Genomic DNA, 15,201 nt, shown 5'->3' with positions numbered 1-15,201 from the left:
GTTTTGTGGTTTTTCAGACTATTGGCTTAAAGCGATATTGCTAACTTAACGCCTTGTCGAATCGCGCGTTTAGCATCAAGCTCGCCGGCATGTTCTGCACCGCCAATCACATGGGCTTTGATGCCTTGCGCTTCGAGTGTAGAAACCAGACCATTCACTGATTCCTGTCCGGCACAAACGATCACATGATCTGCCGGCAGAATGTGGTGTTGGCCTTCAAGAGTGATATGCAAACCTGCGTCATCGATCTTCTCGTACGCCACACCGCCAAGTAATTCCACGCCTCGTTTTTCCAGCGTTTTCTTATGGATCCAACCTGTGGTTTTACCTGGCCCTTTGCCGACGCGACCAGCCTTACGTTGCAGTAACCATACCTGACGCTGCGCGACATAGTGAGGTTGTGGGTGTAAGCCGCCTTCATACGAAATGGTTTTATCGATACCCCAATCTTTCAACCAGTCATCCAGCGTGTGGTTTTCTGGCTCAGTAATCATGGTGGCGACATCAATGCCGATACCACCAGCACCAATAACAGCCACTCGGCCGCCAAGCTCGGGCTGCTCACGGATAAAGGTCTGATAGTCGACCGCTTTCGGATGGTCGATACCCGGAATGGATGGAATGCGAGGTTTCACACCCGTTGCCACCACCACTTCATCAAATTCTTTCAGGGCATCCGCATCAACTTCGGTGTTCAAACGGACTTCAATGCCGGATTGCTCAACCTTCCGGGTGAAGTAACGGATAGATTCTTTGAATTCTTCCTTACCGGGAATTTGCATAGCAAGATTGAACTGGCCACCGAGGGTGTCTCGCTTCTCAAACAAAACGACATAAAAACCGCGCTCTGCGGCTGTGGTCGCGAAAGACATACCCGCCATTCCGCCACCTATCACGGCAACGCGACGTTTATTGGAAGCAGGTGTGACTACCAGTTCTGTTTCATAACACGCCTGTGGGTTAACAAGGCAGCTTGCGCGTTTACCTTTGAACACATGGTCAAGACACGCTTGGTTACAGGCGATACAGGTATTGATGTCATCTGAGCGATCTTGCTCAGCCTTTGCCACAAACTCTGCATCTGCCAAAAATGGGCGCGCCATAGAAACCATATCAGCCTGACCCGACGCCAGAATATTTTCAGCGACTTCCGGCGTATTAATACGGTTACAGGTCACCAAGGGGACGTTTACCTCACCTTTTAGACGCTCGGTAACCCACGCGAATGCTGCGCGCGGAACCTGAGTGGCGATGGTCGGAATACGGGCTTCATGCCAGCCAATACCAGTATTAATGATCGTCACACCGGCTTGTTCCAGTGCTTTCGCAAGCTCGACAACTTCATCATGCGTGCTGCCCTGCTCCACCAGATCCAACATCGACAGTCGGAAAATGATGATGAAATCTTGACCCGCACGTTCACGCACTGATTTAACAATTTCCACCGCCAAACGAGTGCGGTTTTCGTAGCTACCGCCCCAGCGGTCATAACGGGTATTAGAACGCGCACAGATAAACTGGTTAATCAGATAACCTTCTGACCCCATGATTTCCACGCCGTCGTATCCCGCTTCCCGGGCCAACTCCGCACTCTTCCCAAAATCTTTGATGGTATTCAGGATTTGGCGCTCACTCATTGCTGACGGCGCAAATTTGGAAATGGGCGAACGCATATCAGAAGCGCTCAGCGCAAAAGGATGCAATGCATAACGGCCTGCGTGCAAAAGCTGAAGGGCAATTTTACCGCCGTTTTCGTGCACTGCATCGGTAATAGTGCGGTGTGCCCGCGCAGCACGGCCGCTACTAAACTGGGCACTCAGTGGATGAAGGCGACCACGGAAGTTCGGAGAAAAGCCACCGGTTACAATCAGGCCAACACCACCCTTTGCCCTTTCGGCGTAGAAAGCAGCGAGCTTCTTAAACCCGTCATTCGATTCTTCCAGTCCAGTATGCATAGACCCCATCAGTACGCGGTTTTTCAACTGCGTAAAGCCAAGATCCAACGGCGCGAGTAGGTGTGGGTAAGGCGAATTCATGATGCGCTTCCATGGTTATTATTAGTTCTGGTCAGACCAAGATAAGCCACTCAAACGAAAGTTTCAAACGTTTGTTTACATTTTTACAACATTAATCACCTCTATTCTAATCGGACAGGATTCGTTACGATTACCGGTAATAAAAGAAGCTGGATAACCAAATGAAAACGCTTTTTAAATTTATCGGCACCGTACTGAAGTGGTTTTGGAAAGCCCTCAGTTTTACCCGTCAGTTGATCCTGAATATTCTGTTTATCGCCGTGTTGGTGGGGATCTATTTTCTGTTTACGATGGAGCATGCCGCACCGACTAAACCGTTTGAGCAACCAGAGCGGGCGCTTCTGGTTGATATTTCTGGGCCAATCGTTGAAAAGCAGCGCCGCGTCGACCCTTATGATTTCGCGACACGTAATCTTTTCGGTCAGCAAATGCAGTTTGAAAACGTGCTTTACGATATCGTCGAGCAAATCCGAGCTGGCGCAAAAGACGACAAAATCAACGGCATGGTTCTCAGTCTGTCCGACATGTCGGAAACCAGCCTGACCAAGCTTCGCTACATCGCTAAAGCAATTAATGAATTCAAAGCCACTGGCAAACCTATTGTTGCTATTGGTGGGCACTACAACCAGAGCCAATATTACCTCGCCAGCTATGCCGATGAGATTTTCATGGCACCGGACGGCGCATTGCTGTTGCGTGGCTACGGAACCTATAACCTTTACTTCAAGGACCTGCTGGAAAACCTCGATATCACAACACACGTTTTCCGCGTTGGGACTTACAAATCATTTGTTGAACCGTACACCCGTACGGGCATGTCTGAAGAAGCGCGCGAAGCAAACTCTGTTTGGCTGAATCAGCTTTGGGGCGCTTTTGTCAATGACATTGCCACCAACCGTAACATTGAGGTTTCAACACTCTCACCAGATGCAGATACCCTGATTGCTAACCTCAAGGCAGCAAACGGTGATTTCGCGAAATTAGCCTACAACATGGGCTTGGTCGATGAACTGATGACCCGCCAACAAATCCGTACCCGTCTGGCAGAAGTATTTGGTAGCGATGGGGAAGACCGCTTCAACTATGTGAGCTTCTATGATTACGCGCCGCTGAACTTTGAATTGCCTAAGGCTGACCAAATTGCCGTGGTCGTTGCAAGCGGTGCCATCGTGGATGGATTTGAATCAGAAGGTACTATCGGTGGTGATACCACAGCTGGGCTTCTTCGTGATGCGCGCCTGAATGATGCGATTAAAGCGGTGGTTTTGCGTGTAGACAGCCCTGGCGGCAGCGCCTTTGCCTCTGAAGTGATCCGCAACGAAGTGGATGCGCTGAAACAAGCGGGCAAGCCTGTCGTTGTATCGATGTCTAGCGTGGCAGCATCCGGTGGTTACTGGATTTCCTCAAGTGCTGACCGCATTCTGGCGCAGCCAACTACCATCACAGGCTCTATCGGTATCTTCGGTATTCTGACCACCTTCGAAGATGTGCTGGCGAAATACGGTGTTTATAACGACGGTATCGGCACCACACCATTTGCGGGTGTAGGGGTCACACGAGCGTTGCCAGAAGAAATCAGCAACATCATGCAGCTTGGGACTGAAAATGGTTACCAGCGCTTTATCGGCCTGGTCGCCAGCCAACGTAACCTTTCTCTGGAAGACGTTGATCAAGTAGCTCAAGGCCGTGTATGGACGGGTTACGATGCGATGAAACGTGGCTTGGTTGACCAAATGGGCGACTTTGATGATGCGATTGTGGCAGCGGCCGAACTGGCTCAAGTGACGGATTACTCACTGAACTGGATGGAAGAACCTTTGACGCCAGCACAGCAATTCATCTATGAGTTCATGAACCAAGCAGTGGTAAAGCTGGGATTGAACGAAACCGTCAAACTGCCTGATGTAGTTCAACAGTTTGCCAACCACGCCGTAACTGAAATAAACAACCTGAATAACTTCAATGATCCAAACGGACAATACGCACTCTGTCCGAATTGTAGTTATTACGAAAACTGAGACCTCTCAACAACCCCCGGCGAAATCCGGGGTTTTTTTCGTGCATCCACTCCGTATAATGCGCGCACTACCTCGGCTACATTTAAGTTGTGAAGATGGAAAGAAAACACATTTATATCGCCTACACTGGCGGCACAATCGGCATGCTGAAATCAGAGCAGGGCTACATTCCTGTGTCTGGCTTCATGCAACAACAACTCCAACAAATGCCGGAATTCCATCGCCCTGAGATGCCTGAATTCACTATTCACGAATACAGCCCGCTGATCGACTCCGCCGACATGACCCCTGCAGAGTGGCAACGCATTGCTGACGATATTCGTGACAACTACGATAAGTACGATGGCTTCGTGATTCTCCATGGTACAGACACCATGGCATACACCGCCTCTGCGCTCTCCTTTATGCTGGAGAACCTGGATAAACCCGTCATCGTGACAGGATCACAAATCCCGTTGGCAGAACTGCGCTCTGACGGTCAAGCGAATCTGCTGAACGCACTGCATATCGCTGCGAATTACCCCATCAATGAAGTCACCTTGTTCTTCAACAACCAGCTTCTTCGCGGTAACCGAAGCACCAAATCCCATGCGGATGGCTTCAACGCCTTTACGTCGCCAAACCTGCCGCCTCTGTTGGAAGCGGGTATTAACATCCAGCTCCACGGTGCAGAAATCGATAAGAAGCCGGAAGGTACTTTCAAAGTTCACACGATTACCGAACAGCCTGTTGCCATTATCATGATGTATCCGGGGATTTCGCCGGAAGTTATCCGCAATGCGCTGAAGCAACCAGTGAATGCGATGATCCTGCTGACCTTTGGTGTGGGCAACGCACCTCAGAATCAAGAACTACTGAGCCTGCTTCGCGAAGCGACTGATCGCGGCGTTGTAGTGTTGAACCTGACTCAATGTCTGGCTGGTAAAGTGAACATGGGCGGTTATGCGACGGGCTGTGCGCTAGCAGAAGCAGGTGTTCTTAGCGGCTATGACATGACACCGGAAGCGGCATTGGCAAAGCTTCACTTCCTGCTGAACCAGGACCTACCTATGGATGCAATTCGCACCCAACTCCAGCAAGATTTGCGTGGCGAGCTTTCACACTGACATCCAGCAAGCAAAAAGGCCAGCATGATTGCTGGCCTTCTCAATAGTATTTTTTTAATCATTCGTCATTCAGCTTAGTCTGAACAATCGTTTCCTGGTCCGGAGCAAACTCCCGCTTGAGTTGTGCTTTGGATTTCATCGTAATATCACCACCAGCAGCAACTGTCATATGTTGCGGCTCAGTGTTATGACGCGATTGATAAAGCATAACTAGCTGCATGGCATTGTCGCGTTGATCCGCATTGAGCGGCGTACCTTCTGGCCATTTTCCGGTTTCTACCGCATAAAGCAAACGCTCATAAGCTTCCGGCGTAATGGTGGACAATAACTGCTCAATATCCATGATTTTTCCTTTTTCGTTTGCAACCAAAAGGCAGCACTGCACGTTTAGATAAGGTGAAAGTCAGCTGTTTTGGGGATCAAATCACCCAAGTAACTTACAAGTAAAGACTATTTGCCCAAAAGACAAACAAAACCTAATTCTAGTCATTGCCCATGCTGGAATTCAGTTTTTCATGGCACTTTAGTGCCAGTTTCTAATTTACTGCGTTCGTAATACTACTGATTTTAATCTGAATACGCACCTCGTGACTTGAGGGATTGCAGACCTTTTGCCATTCTACGTGACGACGCTCGGCCAGTAGAAACTGGTTTCACTAAAACAAATTGAACAAATAACCATACACCATGTCGTGAGATCTGTCCCGCCCGTTTAATACACTTGTACAACGATCATGTGCAGTGGTCTTTAGAATCATACTTTTCGAGCAAGGTACGCCTTATGGCATCCATTTCAGGCGATAACACAAACAATAACCTCGTTGGTACCACCGACGACGATGAAATATACGGTTTACTGGGAAACGACACGCTGGTGGTTATGAAGGTAACGACACCGCGTATGGCGATTCTTCTGAATCAGAAATTACGATCCTATCTCCAGATACTGATGATTCTTACACGCTACAAGAAGATACATTTGTCAGTGTCACCTTGTCACAGTTTAATTTTCCGTCTGGCGAAGAGAAAGGCCTTGGTTATGCCATTCTGAGCGCTTCAGGCGAGGTCCTGAGCCGCGACATTATCATTGATTACGTTAACCTCGCGGAACGAGGTTCTGCTATTGACATCAACGTCCCAGGTGGTGCCAAACTCGTGCTCTTTACTATGCCTTCTAGCGAGTTGGCTGGTTTCGAATGGCGTCCTCTCGATCTCAATGACGTTGACACCAACATCTCGTCAGCTGATGTCACCATCACCGTTGAAGAGATTAGCAGTGACACCAGTACACATGGTAACGACAACCTTTATGGATACGAAGGTGACGACCGCCTATACGGAGAAGGGGGTGATGACTCCCTCATTAGCGCAGATGGTAATGACATCCTCTCAGGCGGAGACGGAAAAGATAGCCTTTGGGGAGGTAATGACGAGGACCATCTTCATGGCGGAGCAGGTGATGACATTCTCCAAGGCCAAAACGGTACCGACAAACTGGAAGGTGGCGCGGGTGACGACAGACTTGGGAATGACTCGATAGCTGCTGGTGGCGATGATGACTTGGTCTTTGGTCAAGATGGCGATGATTACATCCGTGGCGGAAGCGGCAAAGATGAAATCTATGGTGCAATAGAGTAGGAAATGATGACCTTCGTGGTAACGCAGGTAACGACACCATTTATGGTGAGGCTGACGACGATTTTCTGAGAGGTAATGGCGGTAAAGATTTCCTTGATGGTGGCGATGGCAACGATACTATTTACGGTAACTTAGGTAGCAACACACTACTCGGCGGTGAAGGTAACGACTACATTGTGGCTGGCTGGAATAGTTTCGGCAATCTGCTTGATGGTCAATCTGGTGAAGATATCCTAAAAGGTGGAACAAATTCAGACACTCTGATTTTCGATAATGACGACTTTCAGGGTCAAACCTTCACTCTTCCGAGCGGCAGGGTAATAAATAAACAGATTTATGATGCTTCTACCGGTTTTGATGTTCTGAAAATCTCTGATACATCGCATGCCGACTTTACCGGTGCAGCCTATCAGACCATGCCAGGGGTTACTGGTAACATCGTTGCAGGTATAGAAGCAGCTATCGGTGGCAATGGTCATCAAACGGTCACTATTAACATTCATGCAATTGATGCGCAATCAGACACAGTAGAGAGACGATTGGCAAGGATTTATTGCTTGGCTCGGGAAAGGCGACGACACCTTGAACCTAACTGGAGTTCAATGGCAGCTCGACGCCACCGGCACATCAAATGCTGACATCACACCGGCAATGATTGAGAAAATGGGACTACCCTCTACCCAAGCGGCTGATTTGCAAGCCTATGTCTTCACTGACATCTACAGCGATGACCAAGCCACCGTTTGGACAGATGCTGAAAATTTTACTTATCTCGACACTGATATTGTCTGAGCCAGTCGGTCTCCAATAACAGACCAGCTAATGCGCTGGTCTTATTTATCTCTGTGGACTCACGCAAAACTCGCCAAATGAACATAAACTGTTAGATGCCGTTTATGTTATAAGTCATTTGCGTATCAATAGAGACAGAAAGAACCAAACATACGATGAAGAAAGGCTTACTGAATAATCCGATGAAGCTAGCAATCGGCGCTATTCCCACACTTTTCATTGCGGGCTGCTTTGAGAGCAACCGCAGCACCGCGCAGCTTTGTGAAAATTACCCTCAGATCTGCCAAAAGCTCAATGTTACCGATGGCCAGTGTCGTCATGAACGCACAGATCTGATCTGGAAGCGTTATGACGTCGTCAAAAAAGACTCTGATCTGAACAAATTTGATGAACTACTGCTAACTAAGAAATATGCCAAGTGTATGGAGCTAGCTGCGCAGATTGAAACCACCACGCTAAAGGGAAAGAAAACGCTTCGTACTGAAGCCCTTTTCCATGCTTACGACACAATCGAAAAGCTGGAGCAGAAACTAAAGTCGTCTTACCAACCATCCATCATTTACTACCGATGGACACAGGGAGACAACGAAGCATTGGAGCAATTCCTTAAACTAGAAGAAACCGAGTACCTGAATACACCGGAATTACAACTCGGCCTTGCCACCTACTATGTTGACAAAGATAAAGAACACACCATCAAACTGCTGGTAAAATCACTCACCTTGTACGATGGCCGAGCGGGAGAGACCAAGGATAAGGCGATTCCTGAAGTGATTAAATCACTGGCAACAGCCAACCACTCGATCGGAAAGCTTGACGATGCTTATCTTTGGGCCTTAGTCGGTGGAGAGCTAGGACTTCCGATCGCAAAGAAAGCACAGCTTAAGCTGTTGTATCCAATGACAGATTCTCGCCGTGAGACAATTGCAGACATCGCGAAAGACATTGCGTTAGAAATTGAGGACGGGGATTTCGATAAAGGGCTGCTGATACAACTCGCGGCACTGGCTGAGCCGAAATGAACTTCAAATACCAGTAAAAAAGTACAGCTGTTTTTGCGTTCAAACATAGAAAGCACTCAGTTGCGATTGTTATCATCCTGCTCTAAAAATGTCATCGAGACAGAGTTCACGCAATAGCGCTGTCCTGTCTCTGTCGGACCATCATCGAACACATGACCAAGATGGCTGTCGCATTGGGTGCAACGTGTTTCAGTTCTAACCATTCCGTGGCTTTGATCTTCTAGATAGTGAATTGCACCTTCTACAGCCAAATCAAAACTCGGCCAACCGCAGCCAGAATCAAATTTCGCACTCGAATCAAACAAAACGGCATTACAGCATACGCAGTGATATGTACCTTTTCTATGATTGTGTAATAAAGCACCAGTATATGGCGCTTCGGTTTGGCCTAACCGACAGACCTTATAAGCCTCTTCGGACAGCGTTGCTTTCCATTTCTTATCTGATGTCATGACTTCCTCTTTTACGGGAAATTTTGATTTCCGGTAAGCCGAAAATGTGCAAAAGAGTTTTTACCTGCTAATCCAATCTGGTTCCACCTTCTAACAAAAGCTTCGCCCGCCAGGTCACAGCATTCGGGGCTTGGACACTTTTATACCGCTAACAAAAGCTTACGTTCAGTAACGACAAACTCGTTTTTGATTCTCAGTTTTCGCACTTACCGAACGCCATATTGTCACCATACTTGGTTTAGTGACGCAGATATGCGCCTTAAAGAGTATGGTAGGTGGCATTGGACGAATTTCAAGCTAAGGTGTTTTATGAAATTATTTAAAATATTTTGTAGCACACTCAAATATTGTTTGGGCGATGTAAAAATAATCCGTACTAATTTTTGACTTTAAGCAATTTAGATAGGTTTTTTGCTTGCATGGGTGGTACCGATTCTGTAATTTTACTACCAATTTCCTTTCACTAGATATTAAGTTGTGGAGCAACATAATGACTATCAAAGTAGGTATTAACGGTTTTGGCCGTATCGGCCGTTTCGTTTTCCGTGCATCTGTTGAGCGTAACGACATCGAAGTTGTAGCAATCAACGACCTGATCGACGTTGATTACATGGCATACATGCTGAAGTACGATTCAACTCATGGTCGCTTCAACGGTACTGTTGAAGTTGTAGACGGTAATCTGGTTGTTAACGGTAAGACTGTGCGTGTTACTGCTGAGCGTAACCCAACTGAACTTCAGTGGGACGCAGTAGGCGTTGACGTTGTTGCTGAAGCAACTGGTATCTTCCTGACTGACGAAACTGCACGTCAGCACATCACAGCTGGTGCGAAGAAGGTTGTTCTGACTGGTCCATCTAAAGACGCAACTCCAATGTTCGTTATGGGTGTTAACCACGAGACTTACGCAGGTCAAGACATCGTTTCTAACGCTTCTTGTACGACTAACTGTCTTGCACCAATCGCGAAAGTACTGAACGACAAGTGGGGCATCGAGTCTGGCCTGATGACTACTGTTCACGCGACTACTGCAACTCAGAAAACTGTTGACGGTCCTTCTGCGAAAGACTGGCGTGGTGGTCGTGGTGCTTCTCAGAACATCATCCCATCATCAACGGGTGCAGCTAAAGCAGTTGGCGTAGTTCTTCCAGAACTGAACGGCAAACTGACTGGTATGGCTTTCCGCGTACCAACTGCAAACGTTTCTGTCGTTGACCTGACTGTTAACCTGAAAGAAGCGGCTTCTTACGCAGAAATCTGTGCGGCAATGAAAGCTGCTTCAGAAGGCGAGATGGCTGGCATTCTGGGTTACACTGAAGACGAAGTTGTTTCTCAAGACTTCATCGGTGAAGTTCAAACTTCAGTATTCGACGCGAAAGCGGGCGTTGCTCTGACTGACAAATTCGTTAAAGTTGTATCTTGGTACGACAACGAAATCGGTTACTCAAACAAAGTTCTGGACCTGATTGCTCACATCTCTAAGTAATCATTCCGGATTGCCGTTAAGGCATGAGTGACAAAAGGCGGCTGATGGCCGCCTTTTTTTTACCCGAATTTTTGTAGTTAATTTTCAAAAGGCACCTTCATGGACGTAAAACAGCTCCCTACCCTTGCTGTTCTCTCTGACTATGTCACTGTCTGCGAACTGGACGGTTTAAAAGTCGTTCGTGTTATTCATCCGAAAGCCACTGCTGCTATTTCCTTGTTTGGCGGCCAAGTGCTGAGCTTCATGCCAACCGGTAAAAAAGAAACTATCTGGATGAGCGAGAAAGCAGACTTTACCGGTAACAAAGCTATTCGCGGTGGCGTACCTGTATGCTGGCCTTGGTTTGGCAAAGCTGCGGAGCCTTCACATGGTTTTGCGCGCACCAGCGAGTGGACACTCAACGAGCATCGTGAAAATGATAAAGGTGTGATTGTTAGCCTGACGCTGTCAGACACCCCAGAAACCCGATCGATTTGGCCTCATGCATTCCATGCGGAGCTTCTTATTGAAATCAGTGACACACTCAAGGTTAGCCTGATATCGACCAATGCTGGCGAGAGTGAAATGCAAGTCGGTGGTGCACTACATACCTACTTCAACATTGGCGACATTCATCAAACCACGGTTACCGAACTCGGCAACGAGTACATTGAAGTGGGCGAGCGCAAGCCAAGCACAGGTAAAGCCACGTTCGAAGGTGAAGTCGACCGCATCTATACTCAGGCAGCTGAGACCGTGATTATCGAAGATGCAGCTAATCAGCGCCATATTGCAGTAGTGAATCAGGGTAACAATGGCGTAGTGATCTGGAACCCATGGCAAGCACTTGCCGAAGGCATGGCTGACATGGCAAACGACGGTTTTTTGACCATGGTTTGCGCAGAATCTGCGGTTTACGACAGAAGTGTGACGCTTCAATCTGGCGAAAGCCACACCCTATCTACTGAAGTGATTTGTAAATAAACCGCTAAACAACAGTGGTTTTACTCAAGCCGGCACCTTAGGGTTCCGGCTTTTTTATTTTCTGGCACGCGCAATGCAAGTTCGTTATCACGAGATGAGGTATTCACCGGACAAGTGCCAAAGTGAGCGTTTTGGGAAGTCCTAACTGTGATGGACGTTTGAAACCCAGCAAAAAGCGTCTCACTGGTGAGAATCCGCTATTGGGAGAAGATCGGTAGAACAATTCCCTGTGTATATACGGTTAAGTAGCGATATTCACACAACCCAATCCTGACAAGCTGAATACAAAGCCTTATCACAAAAGGGAAAAATATTGAAAAAACAAGTAATTCAACCAAGCAAATTGATCAGTTGCGACTAGTCTTAAAAGAGTGAGGATATGAAAGCAACTGCGCCGATATCCTTTCTAATTGATAACAGCACGATTTTAGGGGGCAGGACCATGAGTATTTTCGACCACTATCGTCAGCGCTACGAAGAAGCAAAAGACGAAGAGCTGAGCCTTCAAGAGTTTCTGGACCTTTGCCGGGAAGACCGCAGCGCATACGCTAATGCGGCTGAAAGGCTGTTAATGGCCATAGGCGAACCTGAAATGATCGACACCGCGCTCGATCCCCGCTTAAGCCGACTATTCTCAAACCGCGTGATCTCTCGCTACAAAACCTTTGAAGATTTTTATGGCATGGAGGATGCGATAGAGCAGATCGTCTCTTATCTCAAGCATGCCGCTCAAGGGTTGGAAGAACGCAAACAGATTCTTTATTTACTGGGTCCAGTGGGTGGCGGTAAGTCCTCTCTGGCTGAAAAACTCAAAAGCCTGATGCAGAAAGTCCCGATTTACGTGCTGACTGCTAACGGTGAGAGAAGCCCAACTAACGACCACCCTTTCTGCCTTTTTGATGCTGCGGAAGACGGCGCACTGCTGGAAAGCGAATACGGCGTTCCTCAACGCTACCTTCGTACCATCATGTCACCCTGGATTGCCAAACGTCTGCATGAATTTGGCGGTGACATTACCAAGTTCAAGGTCGTCAAAGTCCGTCCATCGATCCTCGACCAGGTAGCTGTTGCGAAAACAGAACCTGGCGATGAGAACAACCAGGATATTTCTTCACTGGTTGGTAAAGTCGACATCCGTCAGCTTGAGCATTTTGCACAAGATGATCCAGACGCTTACAGCTATTCAGGTGCGCTGTGTAAAGCCAATCAGGGTTTGATGGAATTCGTTGAGATGTTCAAAGCACCGATCAAAGTGCTTCACCCACTGCTGACTGCAACGCAGGAAGGTAACTACAACGGTACTGAAGGTCTCTCTGCCCTTCCGTTTGATGGCATGATCCTCGCTCACTCTAATGAATCTGAGTGGCAGACCTTCCGCAACAACAAAAACAACGAGGCGTTCCTTGACCGTGTTTACATCGTGAAAGTGCCTTATTGTCTGCGTGTCTCTGAGGAAATCAAAATCTACGACAAATTGTTGGAAGGCAGCGAACTGTCGAATGCGCCTTGTTCACCAAGTACGCTCGATATTCTTGCACGATTCAGTGTGCTGTCGCGCCTTAAAGAGCCGGAAAACTCCAGCATCTTCTCGAAAATGCGCGTCTATGATGGTGAAACGCTGAAAGACACGGACCCAAAAGCCAAGTCTTATCAGGAGTACCGAGACTACGCAGGCGTCGACGAGGGCATGAACGGCCTGTCTACCCGCTTCGCGTTCAAGATCCTCTCCCGCGTGTTTAACTTCGACCATTCCGAAGTGGCGGCAAACCCTGTTCATCTGTTCTATGTGCTTGAGCAACAAATCGAGCGTGAGCAGTTCCCACAGGAAATTGCCGAGAGGTACCTAGAAAACCTGAAAGGGTACCTGATTCCAAAATATGTCGAATTCATCGGCAAAGAAATCCAGACTGCCTACCTCGAATCATACTCAGAGTACGGCCAGAATATCTTTGACCGTTACGTGACCTATGCGGACTTCTGGATTCAAGATCAGGAATACCGCGACCCAGATACCGGCCAACTGTTTGACCGCTCTGCACTCAACAGTGAACTGGAGAAAATCGAGAAGCCCGCAGGTATCAGTAACCCTAAAGACTTTCGTAATGAAATCGTGAACTTCGTACTTAGAGCGCGAGCTAACAACGAAGGAAAGAACCCGGTTTGGACCAGCTACGAGAAACTTCGCACTGTTATAGAGAAGAAAATGTTCTCGAACACCGAAGAGCTGCTTCCGGTCATTTCCTTCAATGCGAAAACGTCGACTGAGGAACAGAAGAAACACGACGACTTCGTCGCCCGTATGATGGAAAAAGGATATACCCGCAAACAAGTTCGCTTGCTGTCTGAGTGGTACTTGCGTGTGCGTAAATCCTCGTAAGTCTGTCTAGGGATGTATTGAAATTACGGGGGGCTTATGGCGCATTTTATTGATCGAAGGCTCAACGGGAAAAACAAAAGCACGGTGAACCGTCAGCGTTTCCTGCGACGTCACAAGCGACAGATTAAAGAATCTATTGCTGATGCCGTGAACAAACGCTCCATCACTGATGTGGATAGTGGCGAAAGCGTCACTATCCCTTCCCGAGATATTCGAGAGCCAGTATTCCGACAGGGCAAAGGTGGACAGCGTGATGCTGTCCACCCTGGCAACGACCAATTTATCCCCGGCGACCGCATTGAACGTCCACCGGGCGGTGGACAAGGTGGCGGTGCAGGTGAAGGTCAAGCAAGTCCAGATGGCGAAGGCCAAGACGATTTCGTATTCCAGATTTCCAAAGATGAATATCTGGATTTACTGTTTGAAGATCTGGAACTACCAAACCTACAGAAGAACCAGATGAACAAACTGGTTGAATGGAAAACCCACCGCTCCGGCTTCAAAGCCACCGGTGTTCCGGCCAACATTGCGATTGTACGTTCGCTCCAGAACTCTTTGGCACGCCGCACTGCCATGTCAGCAGGAAAACGTCGCAAGCTTCGTGAACTCGAGGCAGAGCTTGAGGCGCTGAAAAGTACTGAGCCGGGACAGCCACTCGAAGAGAAACGTATCCAGGAAGAAATCGATGAGCTGAAGGCGAAGATCGCTGCAGTCCCTTTCATCGATACCTTCGACCTGCGCTACAAAAACTACGAGAAGCGTCCACAGCCAAGCAGCCAGGCGGTGATGTTCTGTCTGATGGATGTGTCAGGTTCGATGGACCAAGCCACAAAAGATATCGCCAAACGCTTTTATATTTTGCTTTATCTCTTCCTTACTCGAACCTACAAGAACGTGGAAGTGGTGTTTATCCGTCACCACACTCAGGCGAAGGAAGTGGATGAGCATGAGTTTTTCTACTCACAGGAAACAGGTGGCACCATAGTGTCCAGTGCGCTTCGACTCATGAACGACATCGTGAAAGAGCGTTATCCCTCCAATGAGTGGAATGTCTACGCCGCACAAGCATCAGATGGTGATAACTGGGCAGATGATTCACCAGGCTGTCGCGAGTTGTTGGAACGACAACTGCTGCCTGTTACGCGCTACTATGCGTACATTGAAATCACCCGTCGAGCCCACCAAACGTTGTGGCGCGAATACGAATCAGTGGCAGACAGCTACGAAAACTTTGCCATGCAAAACATTCGCTCTGCCGACGACATTTTCCCAGTCTTCCGGGAGTTGTTTAAGAAACAGGTGAGCTAACCC

The 15,201-nt window shown here is 48.1% G+C and carries 13 protein-coding genes and 1 pseudogene; 11 read left to right on the top strand and 3 right to left on the bottom strand.

Annotated features, from left to right (window positions below; all coding sequences use genetic code 11):
- Nucleotides 1–26: 26 nt before the first annotated feature.
- On the bottom strand, nucleotides 27–2,036 hold the full coding sequence (locus GMA8713_RS09020) for an NADPH-dependent 2,4-dienoyl-CoA reductase (protein WP_062708222.1): 2,010 nt from the start codon (nucleotides 2,034–2,036) through the stop codon (nucleotides 27–29).
- A 161-nt stretch (nucleotides 2,037–2,197) separates the two neighbouring features.
- On the opposite strand from GMA8713_RS09020, the gene sppA reads away from it, so the two are divergent.
- Both sppA and ansA read left to right on the top strand, forming a co-directional pair.
- On the top strand, nucleotides 2,198–4,054 hold the full coding sequence (gene sppA, locus GMA8713_RS09015) for a signal peptide peptidase SppA (protein ID WP_062708220.1): 1,857 nt from the start codon (nucleotides 2,198–2,200) through the stop codon (nucleotides 4,052–4,054).
- Between the two features lie 95 nt (nucleotides 4,055–4,149).
- Nucleotides 4,150–5,160, top strand: coding sequence for an asparaginase (gene ansA / locus GMA8713_RS09010; protein WP_062708217.1), 1,011 nt, complete (start codon nucleotides 4,150–4,152; stop codon nucleotides 5,158–5,160).
- A 58-nt stretch (nucleotides 5,161–5,218) separates the two neighbouring features.
- Here the strand turns inward: ansA and GMA8713_RS09005 are convergent, their stop codons facing one another.
- Complete coding sequence (locus GMA8713_RS09005) at nucleotides 5,219–5,503, bottom strand: YeaC family protein (protein ID WP_062708214.1); 285 nt, start codon at nucleotides 5,501–5,503, stop codon at nucleotides 5,219–5,221.
- Between the two features lie 650 nt (nucleotides 5,504–6,153).
- On the opposite strand from GMA8713_RS09005, the gene GMA8713_RS28060 reads away from it, so the two are divergent.
- From GMA8713_RS28060 to GMA8713_RS08995, 5 genes and pseudogenes are all read left to right on the top strand, one after another.
- Nucleotides 6,154–6,798 carry a calcium-binding protein gene (locus GMA8713_RS28060; protein WP_232314401.1) on the top strand — a complete coding sequence of 215 codons (645 nt, stop codon included), beginning with the start codon at nucleotides 6,154–6,156 and terminating at the stop codon, nucleotides 6,796–6,798.
- 38 nt (nucleotides 6,799–6,836) lie between these two features.
- Nucleotides 6,837–6,944, top strand: a pseudogene (locus GMA8713_RS28055) (hypothetical protein); the annotation flags it as partial.
- A 30-nt stretch (nucleotides 6,945–6,974) separates the two neighbouring features.
- Nucleotides 6,975–7,436, top strand: coding sequence for a hypothetical protein (locus GMA8713_RS28050; RefSeq protein WP_232314400.1), 462 nt, complete (start codon nucleotides 6,975–6,977; stop codon nucleotides 7,434–7,436).
- Between the two features lie 25 nt (nucleotides 7,437–7,461).
- A complete protein-coding gene (locus tag GMA8713_RS28420; RefSeq protein WP_269747443.1) occupies nucleotides 7,462–7,590 on the top strand; it encodes a hypothetical protein in 129 nt (42 codons plus the stop codon).
- Between the two features lie 155 nt (nucleotides 7,591–7,745).
- Nucleotides 7,746–8,612 (top strand): DUF2989 domain-containing protein, encoded by an 867-nt coding sequence (locus GMA8713_RS08995; RefSeq protein ID WP_062708211.1) that lies wholly within the window; start codon nucleotides 7,746–7,748, stop codon nucleotides 8,610–8,612.
- 56 nt (nucleotides 8,613–8,668) lie between these two features.
- Here the strand turns inward: GMA8713_RS08995 and msrB are convergent, their stop codons facing one another.
- Nucleotides 8,669–9,064 carry a peptide-methionine (R)-S-oxide reductase MsrB gene (msrB, locus tag GMA8713_RS08990; protein WP_062708209.1) on the bottom strand — a complete coding sequence of 132 codons (396 nt, stop codon included), beginning with the start codon at nucleotides 9,062–9,064 and terminating at the stop codon, nucleotides 8,669–8,671.
- A gap of 490 nt (nucleotides 9,065–9,554) precedes the next feature.
- On the opposite strand from msrB, the gene gap reads away from it, so the two are divergent.
- From gap to GMA8713_RS08970, 4 genes are all read left to right on the top strand, one after another.
- Nucleotides 9,555–10,550 carry a type I glyceraldehyde-3-phosphate dehydrogenase gene (gene gap / locus GMA8713_RS08985; RefSeq protein WP_062708205.1) on the top strand — a complete coding sequence of 332 codons (996 nt, stop codon included), beginning with the start codon at nucleotides 9,555–9,557 and terminating at the stop codon, nucleotides 10,548–10,550.
- Nucleotides 10,551–10,649: 99 nt separating this feature from the next.
- A complete protein-coding gene (locus GMA8713_RS08980; RefSeq protein ID WP_062708201.1) occupies nucleotides 10,650–11,513 on the top strand; it encodes a D-hexose-6-phosphate mutarotase in 864 nt (287 codons plus the stop codon).
- Nucleotides 11,514–11,955: 442 nt separating this feature from the next.
- Nucleotides 11,956–13,890 (top strand): PrkA family serine protein kinase, encoded by a 1,935-nt coding sequence (locus GMA8713_RS08975; RefSeq protein WP_062708336.1) that lies wholly within the window; start codon nucleotides 11,956–11,958, stop codon nucleotides 13,888–13,890.
- A gap of 36 nt (nucleotides 13,891–13,926) precedes the next feature.
- On the top strand, nucleotides 13,927–15,198 hold the full coding sequence (locus GMA8713_RS08970; protein ID WP_062708198.1) for a YeaH/YhbH family protein: 1,272 nt from the start codon (nucleotides 13,927–13,929) through the stop codon (nucleotides 15,196–15,198).
- Nucleotides 15,199–15,201: the final 3 nt, after the last annotated feature.

The sequence above is a fragment of the Grimontia marina genome (assembly GCF_900060185.1).
In the GTDB taxonomy this organism is placed as follows: domain Bacteria; phylum Pseudomonadota; class Gammaproteobacteria; order Enterobacterales; family Vibrionaceae; genus Enterovibrio; species Enterovibrio marinus.
This window is presented reverse-complemented; position numbering and strand designations above follow the sequence as displayed.

Excerpts from the sequence above, each read along its gene's own strand:
- GMA8713_RS28420 (WP_269747443.1), top strand. The coding sequence starts at position 7,462 with ATGGGACTACCCTCTACCCAAGCGGCTGATTTGCAAGCCTATGTCTTC.
- sppA (WP_062708220.1), top strand. The coding sequence starts at position 2,198 with ATGAAAACGCTTTTTAAATTTATCGGCACCGTACTGAAGTGGTTTTGG.
- GMA8713_RS08975 (WP_062708336.1), top strand. The coding sequence starts at position 11,956 with ATGAGTATTTTCGACCACTATCGTCAGCGCTACGAAGAAGCAAAAGAC.
- gap (WP_062708205.1), top strand. The coding sequence starts at position 9,555 with ATGACTATCAAAGTAGGTATTAACGGTTTTGGCCGTATCGGCCGTTTC.
- GMA8713_RS09005 (WP_062708214.1), bottom strand. The coding sequence starts at position 5,503 with ATGGATATTGAGCAGTTATTGTCCACCATTACGCCGGAAGCTTATGAG.
- GMA8713_RS08995 (WP_062708211.1), top strand. The coding sequence starts at position 7,746 with ATGAAGAAAGGCTTACTGAATAATCCGATGAAGCTAGCAATCGGCGCT.
- GMA8713_RS08980 (WP_062708201.1), top strand. The coding sequence starts at position 10,650 with ATGGACGTAAAACAGCTCCCTACCCTTGCTGTTCTCTCTGACTATGTC.
- ansA (WP_062708217.1), top strand. The coding sequence starts at position 4,150 with ATGGAAAGAAAACACATTTATATCGCCTACACTGGCGGCACAATCGGC.
- msrB (WP_062708209.1), bottom strand. The coding sequence starts at position 9,064 with ATGACATCAGATAAGAAATGGAAAGCAACGCTGTCCGAAGAGGCTTAT.
- GMA8713_RS08970 (WP_062708198.1), top strand. The coding sequence starts at position 13,927 with ATGGCGCATTTTATTGATCGAAGGCTCAACGGGAAAAACAAAAGCACG.
- GMA8713_RS09020 (WP_062708222.1), bottom strand. The coding sequence starts at position 2,036 with ATGAATTCGCCTTACCCACACCTACTCGCGCCGTTGGATCTTGGCTTT.